The sequence below is a fragment of the Actinomycetospora lutea genome, from assembly GCF_028737205.1.
GTDB classification, from domain to species: Bacteria; Actinomycetota; Actinomycetes; order Mycobacteriales; family Pseudonocardiaceae; genus Actinomycetospora; species Actinomycetospora lutea.
The window spans coordinates 117,646-131,777 of record NZ_JAQZAL010000003.1; the positions used below are offsets into that span (position 1 = coordinate 117,646).

Here is a 14,132-nt window from a genome sequence, read left to right on the forward strand (position 1 = left end):
CGTCGCGCCGGGGTGATCTCCGAGCGACCCGAGCAGCCGGACATCGCGGGCGACACCGGGCTTGTGACCTGCGATGACGCGGTCTCGCCCGAACGCGGAGGCGGATCACCCGCGAGGAGGTGTCCGCTCGACCCAGCGCGTTCGGCGGCGTCCGGACGGGCGACGGGCGGCGTGCTCGATCGTGTCCCCGCCGACCGGGACGACCGGGACGACCGGCACGTCCGGCAGGCCGGCGCGCACGTCGATCATGCGGGACGTGCCCCTCGCGACGGAGCTGCGCGGAGCCGCGTTCCGGTGGTGGGCGCCCCTCGCTCGACTAGTCGACCGAGGGGGACCTTCGCTCAGCGGCCCCCGGCGCGCCCCGGCTCCGGAGCACCACCGGCACGACGAGGAGGCAGGCCGCCACGGCGACGAGGAACGCCGCCGACCCGCCGGAGGCGCCCAGCACCGCGGACAGGGCCGCCGCGCCGAGGCCCGTGCCGGCGTCGTAGGCGGTGTTCCACCAGGTGCTCGCCGCCCCGGAGCGGGTGGGGCCGGCGCGGGCGAACAGCGCGAGCAGCGTGTCGCTCTGCACCGCCCCGAAGCCCGCGCCGACGAGCGCCGCGCCGGCGAGCACGGCGACGGCCACCGTGGTGCCGCCCAGCGCCACCACCAGGGCGCCCAGGGCGGCGACGGCGAGCCCGACGAGCGTGAGGGCGGGGGTGCGGACGCGCGCGCCGCGCCGGTCGGCGAGCTCGCCCGCGATCCCGCGCCCCGCGAGCTGGCCCGCGGTGAGGACGGCGAGCGCGATCGCCGCGGTGGCCGTGCCCCCCGCGAGCCCCGTCGGCGACCCGTCGGGCGCCCACAGCGGCAGCACCGTGATCACTCCGCCGGCCGCGGCCGCAGACACCACCATGGCCGTCCACGGGGGCACCGCCACGGCGACGGGCAGGCCGCCGGAGCGGTCGCGCGGCGCCGCCCGCGTGGTCGGCAGGCGCGCGCAGCACAGCGCCGAGACCAGGGGCATCGCGGCCCCGGCGAGCAGGACCACGGTCGGGTCGAGCACCTCGTAGGCCCACACCCCGCCGCTGAGCAGGACGAGCTGGGGCAGGCCGACCGCGACCCCGTAGAGGCCGACCGCGCGCCCGCGCCGCGACGGCGGGGCGAGGTCGGCGACGAGCGCGGCCCCGGTCACCGTCACCAGCCCGAACCCGATGCCGCGCACCACGGCCACCGCGATCAGCACCCCCAGCGCCGACGTCGCGGCGAGCAGCACCGCCGGGGCGCCGAGGGCCAGCGCGCCCGCGACGAGCGCCGCCCGCGGCCCCGTGCGCCGCAGCACCGCGGGCACCGTGAGCTGGGCGGCGACGGTGGCCGCCATGAACACACCGGTCGTGGCGCCGGCGGCGGCCGGGCTCGCCCCGCCCGCGGCGGCGTGCACGGGCACGACCGGCAGCAGCAGCGCGTAGCCGCCGAAGGCGAGGACCGTCGCGACGAGGACGGCGACGAACGGGGCGGACCACAGGTCCGCCGGGCGGGCCTCGCTCAGAGGATCACGACGCGCCGCGGGCGTCGAGCTCCGCGGAGATCTTCGCGGCCAGGGCGGTGTCCTTGGCCGTCAGCCCGCCCTCGGAGTGCGTCGACAGCTTGAACTTCAGGCTGTTGTAGCGGATGTTCATGTCCGGGTGGTGGTTGTCGGCCTCGGCGAGCTCGGCGACCGCGTCGACGGCCGCGATCGCCTCCGGGAAGGTCGGCAGCTTCGCGAACCGCACGATGGTGGCGTCGTCCTCGCGCTGCCAGCCGGGCAGGTCCTTCAGGGCGTCGGCGATCGCTTCCTCGCTCAGGAGTTCAGCCATGCCCGGATCCTGACACGTCGCGACGGCCGCCACACTGATCGACGTGGACCGGGTCGTGGTGGGCGCCGCCGTCGTGCGCGACGGGCGGGTGCTCGCGGCGCGCCGCACCCGGCCGGCGGTCGCCGCGGGACGCTGGGAGCTGCCCGGCGGCGCGGTCGAGCCGGGCGAGGACGAGGCGACCGCGCTGGCCCGGGAGCTGCGCGAGGAGCTGGCGCTCGACGACGTCGGCGTCGGCGAGCGGGTCGGGCCGGAGGTGCCGCTGCCCGGCGAGCGCGTCCTGCGCATCCGGGTGTGCCGGGCGGCGGGGGAGCCGACGGCGCTCGAGCACGACGCGCTGCGGTGGCTGGGCCCCGACGACCTCGACGGGATCGACTGGCTGGACGCCGACCGCGCGGTGCTGCCCGCGATCGCGACCCTGCTCAGGCCGCCCGGGCCTTCTTCAGCGCCTTCTTGAGGTCCTTGCCGGTGACGCCGGCCTCGCTCAGCCGCGCGGCGCGCATGAGCAGCACCGGGCAGCCCTTGCAGCGCGGTGTCGACCGGCAGCACTTCTTCTTGATCTTCTTGGCGCCGGTGAGCGGCGCGGCGTCGGCATAGCGGACGAGGTGCAGCGGCACCACCGGTCCCTTCGGCCGCCCCGCCTGCTCGGTCGCCTGCTTGGCCGCCTTCTTGCCGGCCTTCTTGCCGGCCTTCTTGCCGGCCTTCCCGCCGACCTCGGGCACGCGGCGCTCCTGGCCCTTCTTCTTCGCGCCCTTGCCCATGAGGTGAGGCTAACCTCTGCTCCCGGGTCGGGACCAGACCCGTCGGTCTGCCCCGGCGGTGACCGTGTCACGATGACGATCCCCGGTACGGCCGGTTCTCGGTAGTGCTCCGGACCGCCGATCGGGACGACCGAGCGGTCTGTCGAGGAAGAAGGGCCGGATCCAGGCGTGAGCGGTCCCCGACGTGCCGTCGGTGTCGTTCGCGTCCTCCCCGCCCTGGCGCTCGTCCTCGCGGTCCTGGCGGCGTGCTCCGGCGCACCCCCGCCGGTGGTCGGCCAGGTGCCCGTGCCGGCGCCGGCCCCGACGCCCCAGCTCGAGCCCGACCCCACCGAGCTGCGCATCGGTGTCGACGACCTGGGCGTCGGCTTCAACCCGCACCGCGTCGCCGACGACACGCCGCTGTCCCGCGCGATGGCCGGGCTGGTGCTCCCGTCGGCGTTCCGGCCGGGGCCCGACGGCGAGCCGCGGCTCGACACGGCGGTGGTGACCTCGGCGCGCATCACCTCGACCGAGCCGTTCACCGTCTCCTACGAGATCGCCCCGGCGGCGAGCTGGTCGGACAACGCCCCGGTGGCGGCCGAGGACTTCGTCTACCTCTGGCAGCAGATGCGCAGCCAGCCCGGGGTGGTCGGCGCCGCCGGCTACCGCGCGATCACCGACGTGCGCTCGCGCGCGGGCGGCAAGGCCGTCGACGTGGTGTTCGACCGGCCCTACCCGGCCTGGCAGACGCTGTTCGACCACATGCTGCCCGCGCACCTGCTCAAGGACGCCCCCGGCTCGTGGGGCGGTGGGCTCACCGACAGCATCCCGGTCTCGGCGGGCCCGTTCACGGTCCGCGTCGTCGACCGCATCCGCGGGCAGGTCACGCTCGCGCGCAACGACCGCTTCTGGGGCACCCCGTCGGTCCCCGACGAGATCGTCTTCCAGGCCGCCGAGGCGCCGTCGCTGATCGACCGGGTCCGCTCCGGCGACGTGCAGGCCACGCAGTTCCGGGCCGACGCCGACGACCTCGCCGCGCTGCGGGCGGTCGGGTCGGAGCTCAGCGTGCGCACCCTGCCCGAGCCCGCGCTCGTGCAGCTCGCGCTGCGCAGCGACGACGGCCCGCTCGCCGACCTGCGGGTGCGGCGGGCCGTGGCGTCGGCGATGGACCGCTCGGCGCTGCGGGCGGTGGGCACCAGCGGCGGCCCGTCGGCGCAGCTGCCCGCGGACGCGTTCGCCCGGGCGCCGTCGGAGGAGGACTACCGCTCGACGCTGCCCGCGGACTCGCCCGCGGCGCGCCGGGACGTCGACGAGACGTTCCGGCTGCTCACCGAGGCCGGGTACACCCGCGGCGAGAACGGCACCTGGGAGCGCGGCGGGCAGCCGCTGATCCTGCGTCTCGCGGCCCCGCCGCAGGTCGCGCCCTACGGGCGGCTGATGGCGACCCTCGGTACGCAGCTCCGCGCGGCCGGCATCGCCTCGGTCGTCGTCGCCGACGGCGGCACCTCGGGCTTCGCGCCCGGGCGCGGGCCGGCCTCGACGACCACGGGGACGCCCCCGGGCGCGCCCAGCCCGGCCCCCACCGCGCCCCCGACGGGCACCCCCACCCCGTCGGGCGGGGCGCTGCTCGCGACGACGCCCACCCCGGTGCCCGGCGGCGGGACGAGCAGCCCGTCGCGGGCGGGGCCGAGCAGCGGCGGCGCAGCCACCACCACGACCACGGTCCCGCCGACGCCCAACTCGCCGTCGGACCTCGCCGTCGCCGACATCGCCGTCGAGGCCCTGCCCGTCGGCGGCGACCCGATCGCCGACCTGGCGTCGGTCGTCGGCTGTCCCGGAGGCCGCGCGCCGGCCACCTCGGGCCACACGGGCGCCGACGAGGGTGTCGCCCTGGCCGCCGCCGACGTCGGCCCGACCGCGCCGGGCGCGACCGTTCCGCCGCCGAGCACGGTGGCCGCGCCGACGAGCACGTCGCCGCCGACGAGCGCCGCCCCGGCCGCGTCGGCCACGGGCGCGGCACCGACGTCCACCGACGCCGCCGGACCCTCCACGGCCGCGACGACCCCGGACGCGGACGAGGTCGAGGAGCTCGCCGAGGACCTCGCCGAGCCCCAGGCCTCCGAGGCGCTGACGCCCACCGGGTTCTGCGACCCCGCCCTGCAGGCGCTGCTCGACGGCGCGTCCGCCGGCACGGTCTCGACCGACACGGCGCTCGCCCTCGCCGAGCCGGCGCTGTGGTCGTCGCTGCCGACGATCCCGCTGTTCCAGGCGGCGTCGGTGCTGGTCAGCCCCACCGACCGCACGGACGTGGTCATCGGCCCGCTCACCGAGAGCCCCTTCGCCGGCGCCGACCGCTGGACGCCGCCGCCGGCGACCCAGCGCGGGGACGACGGCATCAACTGACACGCGCGCCATGTCGCCCGTGATGGTTCACGTGAACGTTCCCGGAAACCTTGCCGCATTCGGGGGAAACCCTTAGGTTGCGTGCGGTCGAGTCACGCGCGGTGATCGGTCGATTGCCCCGCGCGAGCGAGTCGTCCGTGCTACCACCACGAGGAGGAACGTTGCGCGTGCGCCGGCTGGTCACGATCGTGGCCGCATCGCTCGCCGTGGCGCTGGTCGCCACCGCGTGCGGCGGGGGAGGGGGCGGCGACGACCAGTCCGCCCGGACGATCGGCATCGAGTGGGGCGAGCCCGAGAACCCGTTGATCCCAGGCAACACCACCGAGCAGAACGGCGGCGACGTCATCGACGCGCTGTTCGCCGGGCTCGTGAAGTACGACGTCAACACCGCCGACCCCACCGACGAGGTGGCGGAGTCGATCACCACGACGGACAACCGGAACTTCACGATCCGGATCAAGCCGGGCTGGACGTTCCACGACGGCACCCCGGTGACGGCGCAGAGCTTCGTCGACTCCTGGAACTGGACCGCCTACGGCCCCAACGCCGCCGAGGCCCAGTCGTTCATGGAGAAGATCGACGGCTACGACGAGGTCTCCACCGAGGCCCCCACCGCGCCGACGATGCGCGGGCTGCGCGTGGTCGACCCGCAGACGTTCACGGTGGCGCTCAAGGCGCCGTTCACGATCTTCCCGCTGACGCTCGGGTACTCCGCGTACTACCCGATGCCGCAGAAGTTCTTCACCGACCGCCCCGGCTACGAGGCCGCGCCGGTGGGCAACGGCGAGTTCCGGTTCGAGTCCCGCACGCCGAACCAGAGCCTGACGCTGGTGCGCAACGACCAGTACGCGGGCTCGGTGAAGCCGCAGGCCCAGCGCCTGGAGTTCCGCGTCTACTCCGAGATCCAGACCGCCTACGACGACGTCGTGTCCGGCAACCTCGACCACATCCGCGCGATGCCCAGCGCGGCCCTGGCCGGCGACCGGTGGCGGACCGACCTCGGCGCCGGGGCCCACCAGAAGGAGGGCCTGGTCACCGACTCCCTCGGCTTCCCGCTCTACGACCCGCGCTTCGCGAACCCGGACCTGCGCAAGGCCATCTCGATGGCCATCGACCGCCAGGCGATCGTCAACCAGATCTTCGGCGGCGTCTACCGGCCCGCGACCGGCTACGCGACGTCGGCGGCCGAGGGCTTCGTCCCGAACCAGTGCGGCGAGTTCTGCACGTTCGACCCGCAGCGGGCCCAGCAGCTGCTCGCCCAGGCCGGCGGCTTCCAGGGGCCGCTGACGCTGACCGCCAACTCCGACGGCGGGCACGACCCGTACATGCAGGCCGTGGCCAACAGCATCCGCCAGACCCTCGGGATCGACGCCCGGTACACCCCGGTGCCCTCGTTCTCCGAGCAGCGACGGCTGGCCAACGACCGCGGGTTCACCGGCCTGTTCCGCAACGGCTGGCAGGGCGACTACCCGAGCATCGAGACGTTCCTGACCCAGCTCTACCGCACGAACGCCTCGACGAACGACTACGTCTACTCCAACCCGGCCGTCGACGCCGCGCTGAGCCAGGCCGACCAGGCCCCGGACATCGCGGCCGCCGACCAGGGCTACGCAGCGGCCGAGCGGCTCGTGCTGAACGACATGCCGAACATCCCGCTGTGGAGCCGCCCGGTGATCTACGGCAACTCCGCGCGCGTGGCCGAGGCCGAGCACAACCCGCTGAACCGGCAGGACACCACGACCTACCGGCTCAACCCGCAGGGCTAGTCCCACCGACGTACGGTCGCGGGGCCGTGACGCCGGGCCCCGAAGGAGGATGCCGTGGGCCGCTACACCCTGCGGCGCCTGCTGCAGCTCGTCCCGGTGTTCCTCGGGACGACGTTCATCGTCTACTACCTGGTCTGGGGCCTGTCCGACGACCCGTTCGCGGGCAAGTGCGGGCAGCGGGAGTGCTCGGCCTCCTACGTCGCCCAGATGACCGAGCGCTACAACCTCGACGACCCCGTGATCGTGCAGTACCTCAAGTACCTGGGTGCCCTGCTGACCGGGGACTTCGGGCAGACCTTCTCGGGCACCGAGGTGTCGACGCTCATCGCGACCGCCTACCCGGTCACGATCAAGCTCGCGCTGGTCGCCGTGGCCATCGAGGCGGTCATCGGCATCGCGGCCGGCGTGCTCACCGGGCTGCGCGGGCGCGGGTTCGTCGACAACCTCGTGCTCGTCTCGACGCTGGTCCTCATCGCCCTGCCGGTGTTCGTCACCGGCCTGGTCCTGCGCCAGGTGCTCGGGGTGGAGCTGGGCTGGATCCGGACCTCGGTCCCCGGGGACCCGACGATCGGGCAGCTGCTCGTCCCCGGGTTCGTGCTGGGGAGCCTGTCGATGGCCTACGTGGCCCGGCTGACGCGCACGAGCCTCGTGGAGAACCGGCGCGCCGACTTCGTCCGCACCGCGATCGCGAAGGGCCTCCCGCGGCGCCGGGTGGTCGGGGTGCACATGCTGCGCAACTCGCTGATCCCGGTGGTGACCTTCCTGGGCTACGACATCGGCGCGCTCATGGGCGGGGCCATCGTCACCGAGGGCGTGTTCAACATCCGCGGCATCGGGGGGCTGGTGTATCGCGGGATCGAGCAGCAGGACATCGCCACGGTCGTCGGCATCGTCGGCCTGCTCGTCATCGTGTTCCTGCTGGCGAACCTGCTCGTCGACCTGCTCTACGCCGTGCTCGACCCGAGGATCCGCTATGACTGACACCGCACCGGCCCTCCGCCCGGCCGGGGCCGCCGGGCCCGAGGGCGCCGGCGCGGGCGCCGAGCCCGCGGGCGGGCTGTGGGCCGACGGGTGGGACCGGCTGCGCCGCCGCCCCCTGTTCTGGGCCGCCTCGGCGCTCATCGGCGTCCTGCTCGTGATGGCGGTGGCCCCGTCGCTGTTCACCTCGGTGGACCCGCAGGCGGCCGACCTCGCCCTCTCCGGCGCCGACTCGTCACCGGACGCGATCTTCGGCCGGGATCTCCAGGGTCACGACATCTACGCGCGAGCGATCCACGGCGCCGCGCCCACGCTGACCGTGGGGCTGCTCGCGAGCCTGGGCACGGTCGTCCTCGGGTCGATGGCCGGGCTCGTCGCGGGCTACGTCGGCGGCTGGGGCGACAGCCTGATCTCGCGGTTCGCCGAGGTGTTCGCCGGCCTGCCGTTCATCCTCGGCGGCATCGTCATCCTCACGACGTTCAACAAGCCCGGGCAGATCGTCGGCGAGGTCCGCATCGTCACCCAGGTCGTGCTGACGATCGTGGTCCTGTCCTGGCCGCTGGCCATGCGCATCATGCGGGCGGCGGCGCTGGAGGCGACGCAGCAGGACTACGTCAGGGCCGCCCGCGCGCTCGGGGCGGGGCCGTGGCGCATCGTGGCCCGCCACATCCTGCCGAACACCCTGGCCCCGGTACTGGTGTTCGCCACCATCCAGTTCGGGGTGTTCATCGGCGCCGAGGCCACGCTGTCCTTCCTCGGGATCGGCCTGCGCGACCCCGTGGTGTCCTGGGGCGTGATGATCTCCGAATCGCAGGAGCGCGTCGCCGACATCCCGCAGGCGCTGTTCTTCCCGGCCGCCTTCCTGGTCGTCGCGGTGCTCGCCTTCGTCATGCTGGGCGATGCCGTCCGTGACGCCTTCGACCCGAGGGGACGCTGATGGCCCCGACCGATGGTCCAGCTCCCCTATCGGCGTGCTCCCCTGATCGCTCCGTGTCCCCGCTGCTCGAGGTCGACGATCTCCGCGTCGAGTTCGGCCAGGGCCGGGACACCGCGTCGGTGCTCAACGGCGTGAGCTACCACGTCGACGAGGGCGAGACCCTCGCGGTGCTCGGCGAGTCCGGCTCCGGCAAGAGCGTCACCGCGCAGACGGTGATGGGCATCCTCGACACCCCGCCCGGGCGGATCACCGGCGGGGCGGTGCGCTTCCGCGGCGAGGAGCTCCTCTCCGCCGACCCCGAGCGTCGCCGGCTGCTGCGCGGCGAGTCGATGGCGATGATCTTCCAGGACGCGCTGTCGGCGCTGAACCCGGTGTACTCGGTGGGGTTCCAGATCGCCGAGCAGTTCCGGTTCCGGCGCGGGATGTCGCGCAGGGACGCGATGGTGCGGGCCGCCGAGATGCTCGACCTCGTCAGGATCCCGAACGCGAAGCAGCGCGTCCGGGAGTACCCGCACCAGTTCTCCGGCGGCATGCGCCAGCGCGCGATGATCGCGATGTCGCTCGCGCTCGATCCCGAGCTGCTCATCGCCGACGAGCCGACCACGGCGCTCGACGTCACGGTGCAGGCGCAGATCATGGAGCTGCTCGACGAGCTGCGGCGCGAGCGGGGGATGGGCCTGATCCTCATCACCCACGACCTCGGGGTCGTCGCCGAGGTGGCCGACCGGATCGCGGTGATGTACGCGGGCCGGATCGTCGAGCACACCGACGCCGCCTCGCTCTACGCCCACCCCGCCCACCCGTACACGCGGGGGCTGATGGACTCGGTGCCGCGCGTCGACGACCGGGGTCGGGGTGGGGCCGGTATCCCGCTGCGCCCGATCCCGGGCCTGCCTCCGAGCCTGTCGGCGATCCCGGACGGCTGCCCGTTCCACCCGCGCTGCGCGCACGCGCAGGACGTGTGCACCGACGAGGTGCCGGTGCTGCGGGAGCTGGGCGACGCGCACCAGGCCGCGTGCCACTTCGCGGAGCGCTTCGTCGCGCAGGGCCCCGACCGTCCGACGACGCACGAGGTGGTGTCCCGGTGAGCCGACCGGTCCTGAGCGTCCGCGACCTGGTCAAGCACTACCCGGTGACCCGCGGCGTGGTGTTCCGCAGGACCGTGGGCCACGTCCGCGCCGTCGACGGCGTCTCGCTCGACCTGCACCCCGGCGAGACGCTCGGGGTGGTCGGGGAGTCGGGCTGCGGCAAGTCGACGCTCGCCCAGGTGCTCATGCGCCTCACCCCGCCGACCAGCGGCACCGCGACCTTCGAGGGCGAGGACCTCTTCGCCAAGCGCGGCGCGGCCCTCACCGCGTGGCGCCGCGACATGCAGATCGTCCTGCAGGACCCGTACACGTCGCTGAACCCGCGCAAGACCGTCGGCGACATCGTGGGCGAGCCCTTCGACATCCACCCCGAGGTGGCGCCGAAGAGCGACCGCCGCCGGCGCGTGCAGGAGCTGCTCGAGGTGGTCGGGCTCAACCCCGAGCACATCCGCCGCTACCCGCACCAGTTCTCCGGCGGGCAGCGCCAGCGCATCGGCATCGCCCGCGCGCTCGCCCTGCGCCCCAAGGTCATCGTCTGCGACGAGCCGGTGTCGGCGCTCGACGTGTCGATCCAGGCGCAGGTGCTCAACCTGCTGTCGGACCTGCAGCGCGAGTTCGGGCTGGCGTACCTGTTCATCGCCCACGACCTCGGCGTCGTCCGGCACCTGTGCGACCGCGTCGCGGTGATGTACCTCGGGTCGATCGTGGAGACCGGCACCGCCGAGGAGATCTACCGGCGGGCGAGCCACCCGTACACGCAGGCGCTGCTGTCGTCGGTGCCGGTGCCCGACCCCTCGCTGCGCGGGCGCCGCCACGCGATCCGGTTGGAGGGCGACGTCCCGAGTCCGACGGACCCGCCCTCGGGGTGCCGCTTCCGCACGCGCTGCCCGAAGGCGGCGGCGATCTGCGCGCAGGACCCGCCGGCGCTCGAGGACCGCGCCTCGACCGACCACCCCACGGCGTGCCACTTCGCCGAGCCCCCGCACCTGGTGCGCGCGGAGTAGCTCGTCAGACGAGCTGGCCGTCGCGGGCGAACACCTGAGCTGCGGGCCACGCGGAGAGCGGCCGGCCGGCGGCGTGCACCATCGTGGGGTCGGTGTCGGCCCGGAGGCGGTGGTGGGTGTCGATCAGGTGCACGGCGACGCCGGGCAGCCGCGTCCAGCCCGCCGCGCGGTAGAAGGGCTCGACGTCGGGCCCGCAGGACACGAACCCGAACGGGACGTCGAGGTCGACGAGCACGTCCACCACGCGGGCCATCAGCGCCGTGCCGAGCCCGCGGTGGTGGTGCTCGGGGTCGACGGCGACGAGACCGACGTCGCCGACCAGGACGTCGGGGCCCGCGGGCAGGGCGCGCAGGAAGCGGCGCACGATCCCCGCGTGGGCGACGGGCGTGGCGGCGTCCCGGGCGACGACGCGCAGCTCCGGGCGGGCGCCGGCCCAGCTGCGGCCGTCGGTGAACCGCGCCGCGTGCCCGGCGTACGCGCGGGCCAGGAGCGCGGCCAGCGGGCCGTGCGCGGCGTCGGCGAGCTCGGTCTCCCAGGACACCGACCAGGTCAGCTCCGTCACGACGCCCGAGTCTCGTCCCACCCGCACCGGTCGCGCGCGCCCGGACGGCCTACCGTGCCCCGGGTGAGCCCCGGTCCGCTGCTGCTCGTCCACGCCCACCCGGACGACGAGACGATCACCTGCGGCGGGGTGATGGCGCGGGCCGTCGCGGCCGGCATCCCGGTGACGCTCGTGACGTGCAACCGCGGCGAGGAGGGCGAGGTGATCCCGCCCGGCCTGCGGCACCTCACCGGCGACGCGCTGGGCGAGTACCGGGAGGGTGAGCTGAGGCGGGCCTGCGCGGCGCTGGGCGTCACCGACCGGCGCTGGCTCGCCGGCACCGGGACCTGGCGCGACTCGGGGATGGTCCGGGTCGGCGAGGGCATCCTCGCCGCGGCCCCGGCCTCGATCGACCCCGACGCCCTCGCCGCCCCCGACGGGTTCGAGGCGCAGGTCAAGGCCCTGGTCGACATCCTGCGCGAGGTGGAGCCCCGCGTCGTGGTGACCTACGACGCGCACGGCGGCTACGGCCACCCCGACCACGTGCGCGCCCACGAGATCACCCTGGCCGCGGTCGAGGCCGTCGACCCCGACGCCACGACCGTCACCGTCGTCGCGACCGCCGCGGCCCACGACGAGGTCGAGGCCGGCCTCGCCGTCCTGCGCCGGCGGTCGTGGCTGCCGGTCCCCGTCCCGCCGGTCGAGGACCTGCCGACGGTGCCCGACGCGACGATCACCACCCGCGTCGCGCTGGGCGCCGCCCGCGTCGCCAAGCTGGCCGCCCTGCGCGCCCACGCCACGCAGATCACCGTGTACGACGACGGCAGCGAGCCCCCGGTGTTCGTGCTGTCCAACGACCTGGCCCAGCCGGTCCTGCCCACCGAGTGCTTCGTGCACCTGCGCGGCCCCCAGAGCCCCGCGGACGACCTGTTCCCGCCGTCGTGAGCGAGGGCACCGCCGCGAGCGAGGGCACCGCCGCGAGCAGCGAGGGCGCCGCCGCGAGCAGCGAGGGAGTCCCTGGGTGCGTGGGGCGCAGCGAGGGTGACCCTCGCTCCCGCCCCGGCGGCACCGTGCTCCCCGTCGTGGTCCTCGCACTCCTCGCGCTCGACGCGGTGCTGCTCGCGTGGACCGAGATGGCGTGGCTGACCCTGCGCACCGCCGCCGACGGGGTGCCGCTGCCGCTCGCGGCGGTCGTCGCCCTGGTCACCACGCCGGTGCTCGTGCTCGCCGCCGACGCGGCGTGGCCCGCGAGCCGGGCGCCGCTCGTGCCGCTCGCGGCGTGGACGCTGACGGTCCTCGTCGCCGGGCTGTGGAGCCCCGCGGGCGCCGGGGTGCTCCCGCCCGACTGGCGCGCGATCCTCCTGCTCGCCGCCGGCGTGCTGCCCGGCGCGCTCGCCCTGTCGTGGACCTCGGCGCGCCGCCGTGTGGAGCACAGGGGCGCGAGCCGGGTGCCCGCCGACGGTTGAGCAGGGCTCCGCCCGGGAAACGAGCCGCCATGCCCGCCATCCCCGACGAGCACGTCGTCCGCGTCCTGCGCCCGTTCGTGGCCGCCACCGGTCCGGTGCTGCGCGGACTGCGTGACGCCGACCCGTTCCGCCTCGGACGCCTCGCCCGCCGCCGGGCCGTCGAGCTGCACGAGAACGAGGGGCGCGCCCCGGAGACCGCGCCCACGAGCCGGATCGGGCGGGCCGGACGCGTGGCGCGCACCGGCCGGGCCCGCGTGCTCGACCGGCTCGCCACCTCGAAGCTGCCCGGCACGCCGCGCTGGCAGGCGATGAGCCCCGAGGAGCGCGACCAGTGGTGGGTGTCACGCGTCGGGCGCTTCACGTCGGCGGTCGCGGCGGTGCCCGGCATCGGCGGCGCCCTCGCGCGCCGGCTGCCGGTGTCGGACATCCTCGGGCTCGCCGCCCAGGGCCTCGTCGTCTGCGCGATCGCGAGCGAGCACGGGATGGACCGCCGCGACGACCAGGTGCGTCTGCTGGCCTCGGTGCTCTTCGGCCGGGACGTCGACCCGCACCGCCACGGCGATCCGCACGGCGTCGACGTCGAGCGCGAGGCGGGCGAGCTCGCGGGCGGCGTCGACGGCCAGAAGGAGGAACGGGGCCGCCTGGCGGGCCTGGCCGGCGCCGTGTGGCGCATGGGCAAGACGCTGTGGGGACTGCAGGGCGAGCTCGACCGGCGCCCGCAGGGCAACCGGTTCTGGCGCGCGCTGGCCAACCTGCCCGTGGTCGGGGCGCCCGCGAGCTACCGGGGCGAGCGCTCGGGCCTCAAGCGCGCCGCGCGCGCGGCGGCCCGCTGGGTGGCGCGCGAGCAGGGCCGGGCCTGACGGCGGCGCCCCGGTGTGACGGCCGCCATCGTCCTGTGGGGCAATCGGTACGCCCCCGCACGGGCGTGACGGCACCACGACCGGAATACTCGCCGCAAGCATGTCCCGTGACCGTGCGACACCACCGCGCGAGGATCCGGGTCCGTGCCCGACGACGTGAGTGAGGAGCAGGAGCAGACGTGACGTACGTGATCGCCGAACCGTGTGTCGACGTGCTCGACAAGGCGTGCATCGAGGAGTGCCCTGTCGACTGCATCTACGAAGGGGGACGGATGATGTACATCCACCCCGACGAGTGCGTCGACTGCGGGGCGTGCGAGCCGGTCTGCCCGGTCGAGGCCATCTACTACGAGGACGACGTGCCGGACCAGTGGTCCGTCTACACGCAGGCCAACGTGGACTTCTTCGACGAGCTGGGCTCGCCCGGCGGCGCGTCGAAGGTCGGCAAGATCGAGCGCGACGCGGGCCCCGTGCCCGACCTGCCGCCGCAGGGGGAGTGACACCCGTGGGGACGACG

16 protein-coding genes are annotated in these 14,132 nt (G+C 75.0%); 11 read left to right on the top strand and 5 right to left on the bottom strand.

Going from position 1 to position 14,132, the window contains the following annotated elements:
- Positions 1–105: 105 nt before the first annotated feature.
- The 3 genes from PHK61_RS04795 to PHK61_RS04805 all read right to left on the bottom strand — a co-directional run bounded on the left by PHK61_RS04795 (position 106) and on the right by PHK61_RS04805 (position 1,835).
- Positions 106–249, bottom strand: a complete 144-nt coding sequence (locus PHK61_RS04795) for a hypothetical protein (RefSeq protein ID WP_274279828.1) — start codon at positions 247–249, stop codon at positions 106–108.
- Positions 250–316: 67 nt separating this feature from the next.
- Positions 317–1,528: an MFS transporter gene (locus tag PHK61_RS04800; protein ID WP_337993931.1), complete on the bottom strand. Its 1,212-nt coding sequence runs from the start codon at positions 1,526–1,528 to the stop codon at positions 317–319.
- Positions 1,529–1,532: 4 nt separating this feature from the next.
- Positions 1,533–1,835, bottom strand: coding sequence for a 4a-hydroxytetrahydrobiopterin dehydratase (locus tag PHK61_RS04805; RefSeq protein WP_274279829.1), 303 nt, complete (start codon positions 1,833–1,835; stop codon positions 1,533–1,535).
- A 43-nt stretch (positions 1,836–1,878) separates the two neighbouring features.
- On the opposite strand from PHK61_RS04805, the gene PHK61_RS04810 reads away from it, so the two are divergent.
- Positions 1,879–2,289, top strand: coding sequence for a (deoxy)nucleoside triphosphate pyrophosphohydrolase (locus tag PHK61_RS04810; protein WP_274279830.1), 411 nt, complete (start codon positions 1,879–1,881; stop codon positions 2,287–2,289).
- On the opposite strand, the gene PHK61_RS04815 is transcribed toward PHK61_RS04810, so the two are convergent.
- Positions 2,255–2,593: a hypothetical protein gene (locus PHK61_RS04815; RefSeq protein ID WP_274279831.1), complete on the bottom strand. Its 339-nt coding sequence runs from the start codon at positions 2,591–2,593 to the stop codon at positions 2,255–2,257. The two genes, PHK61_RS04810 and PHK61_RS04815, sit on opposite strands and share 35 nt — an antisense overlap.
- Before the next feature lie 168 nt (positions 2,594–2,761).
- Between PHK61_RS04815 and PHK61_RS04820 the strand changes: the two genes are divergently transcribed.
- The 6 genes from PHK61_RS04820 (at position 2,762) to PHK61_RS04845 (ending at position 10,748) form a co-directional block, all read left to right on the top strand.
- Entirely contained in the window at positions 2,762–4,975 is a 2,214-nt protein-coding gene (locus tag PHK61_RS04820; RefSeq protein WP_274279832.1) for an ABC transporter substrate-binding protein, read from the top strand.
- Positions 4,976–5,142: 167 nt separating this feature from the next.
- Positions 5,143–6,741, top strand: coding sequence for a peptide ABC transporter substrate-binding protein (locus tag PHK61_RS04825; RefSeq protein ID WP_274279833.1), 1,599 nt, complete (start codon positions 5,143–5,145; stop codon positions 6,739–6,741).
- 54 nt (positions 6,742–6,795) lie between these two features.
- Positions 6,796–7,722: an ABC transporter permease gene (locus PHK61_RS04830; RefSeq protein ID WP_274279834.1), complete on the top strand. Its 927-nt coding sequence runs from the start codon at positions 6,796–6,798 to the stop codon at positions 7,720–7,722.
- Positions 7,715–8,656, top strand: a complete 942-nt coding sequence (locus tag PHK61_RS04835) for an ABC transporter permease (RefSeq protein ID WP_274279835.1) — start codon at positions 7,715–7,717, stop codon at positions 8,654–8,656. The genes PHK61_RS04830 and PHK61_RS04835 overlap by 8 nt, the downstream gene beginning before the upstream one ends.
- Before the next feature lie 53 nt (positions 8,657–8,709).
- The gene (locus PHK61_RS04840; RefSeq protein WP_274279836.1) at positions 8,710–9,744 is read left to right on the top strand and encodes an ABC transporter ATP-binding protein; all 1,035 of its coding nucleotides are present in this window, start codon (positions 8,710–8,712) and stop codon (positions 9,742–9,744) included.
- Positions 9,741–10,748, top strand: a complete 1,008-nt coding sequence (locus PHK61_RS04845; protein WP_274279837.1) for an ABC transporter ATP-binding protein — start codon at positions 9,741–9,743, stop codon at positions 10,746–10,748. Before PHK61_RS04840 ends, PHK61_RS04845 begins: the two co-directional genes overlap by 4 nt.
- 4 nt (positions 10,749–10,752) lie before the next feature.
- Here the strand turns inward: PHK61_RS04845 and PHK61_RS04850 are convergent, their stop codons facing one another.
- Positions 10,753–11,310, bottom strand: a complete 558-nt coding sequence (locus PHK61_RS04850) for a GNAT family N-acetyltransferase (RefSeq protein WP_274279838.1) — start codon at positions 11,308–11,310, stop codon at positions 10,753–10,755.
- Positions 11,311–11,373: 63 nt separating this feature from the next.
- Between PHK61_RS04850 and mshB the strand changes: the two genes are divergently transcribed.
- From mshB to fdxA, 4 genes are all read left to right on the top strand, one after another.
- Positions 11,374–12,234, top strand: coding sequence for an N-acetyl-1-D-myo-inositol-2-amino-2-deoxy-alpha-D-glucopyranoside deacetylase (gene mshB, locus PHK61_RS04855; protein WP_337993920.1), 861 nt, complete (start codon positions 11,374–11,376; stop codon positions 12,232–12,234).
- Positions 12,231–12,755, top strand: a complete 525-nt coding sequence (locus PHK61_RS04860; RefSeq protein ID WP_274279840.1) for a hypothetical protein — start codon at positions 12,231–12,233, stop codon at positions 12,753–12,755. The genes mshB and PHK61_RS04860 overlap by 4 nt, the downstream gene beginning before the upstream one ends.
- A 29-nt stretch (positions 12,756–12,784) precedes the next feature.
- Complete coding sequence (locus PHK61_RS04865) at positions 12,785–13,615, top strand: hypothetical protein (protein WP_274279841.1); 831 nt, start codon at positions 12,785–12,787, stop codon at positions 13,613–13,615.
- Between the two features lie 179 nt (positions 13,616–13,794).
- The gene (gene fdxA / locus PHK61_RS04870) at positions 13,795–14,115 is read left to right on the top strand and encodes a ferredoxin (protein WP_274279842.1); all 321 of its coding nucleotides are present in this window, start codon (positions 13,795–13,797) and stop codon (positions 14,113–14,115) included.
- Positions 14,116–14,132: the final 17 nt, after the last annotated feature.

Excerpts from the sequence above, each read along its gene's own strand:
- PHK61_RS04795 (WP_274279828.1), bottom strand. The coding sequence starts at position 249 with ATGATCGACGTGCGCGCCGGCCTGCCGGACGTGCCGGTCGTCCCGGTC.
- PHK61_RS04805 (WP_274279829.1), bottom strand. The coding sequence starts at position 1,835 with ATGGCTGAACTCCTGAGCGAGGAAGCGATCGCCGACGCCCTGAAGGAC.
- PHK61_RS04815 (WP_274279831.1), bottom strand. The coding sequence starts at position 2,593 with ATGGGCAAGGGCGCGAAGAAGAAGGGCCAGGAGCGCCGCGTGCCCGAG.
- PHK61_RS04835 (WP_274279835.1), top strand. The coding sequence starts at position 7,715 with ATGACTGACACCGCACCGGCCCTCCGCCCGGCCGGGGCCGCCGGGCCC.
- PHK61_RS04865 (WP_274279841.1), top strand. The coding sequence starts at position 12,785 with ATGCCCGCCATCCCCGACGAGCACGTCGTCCGCGTCCTGCGCCCGTTC.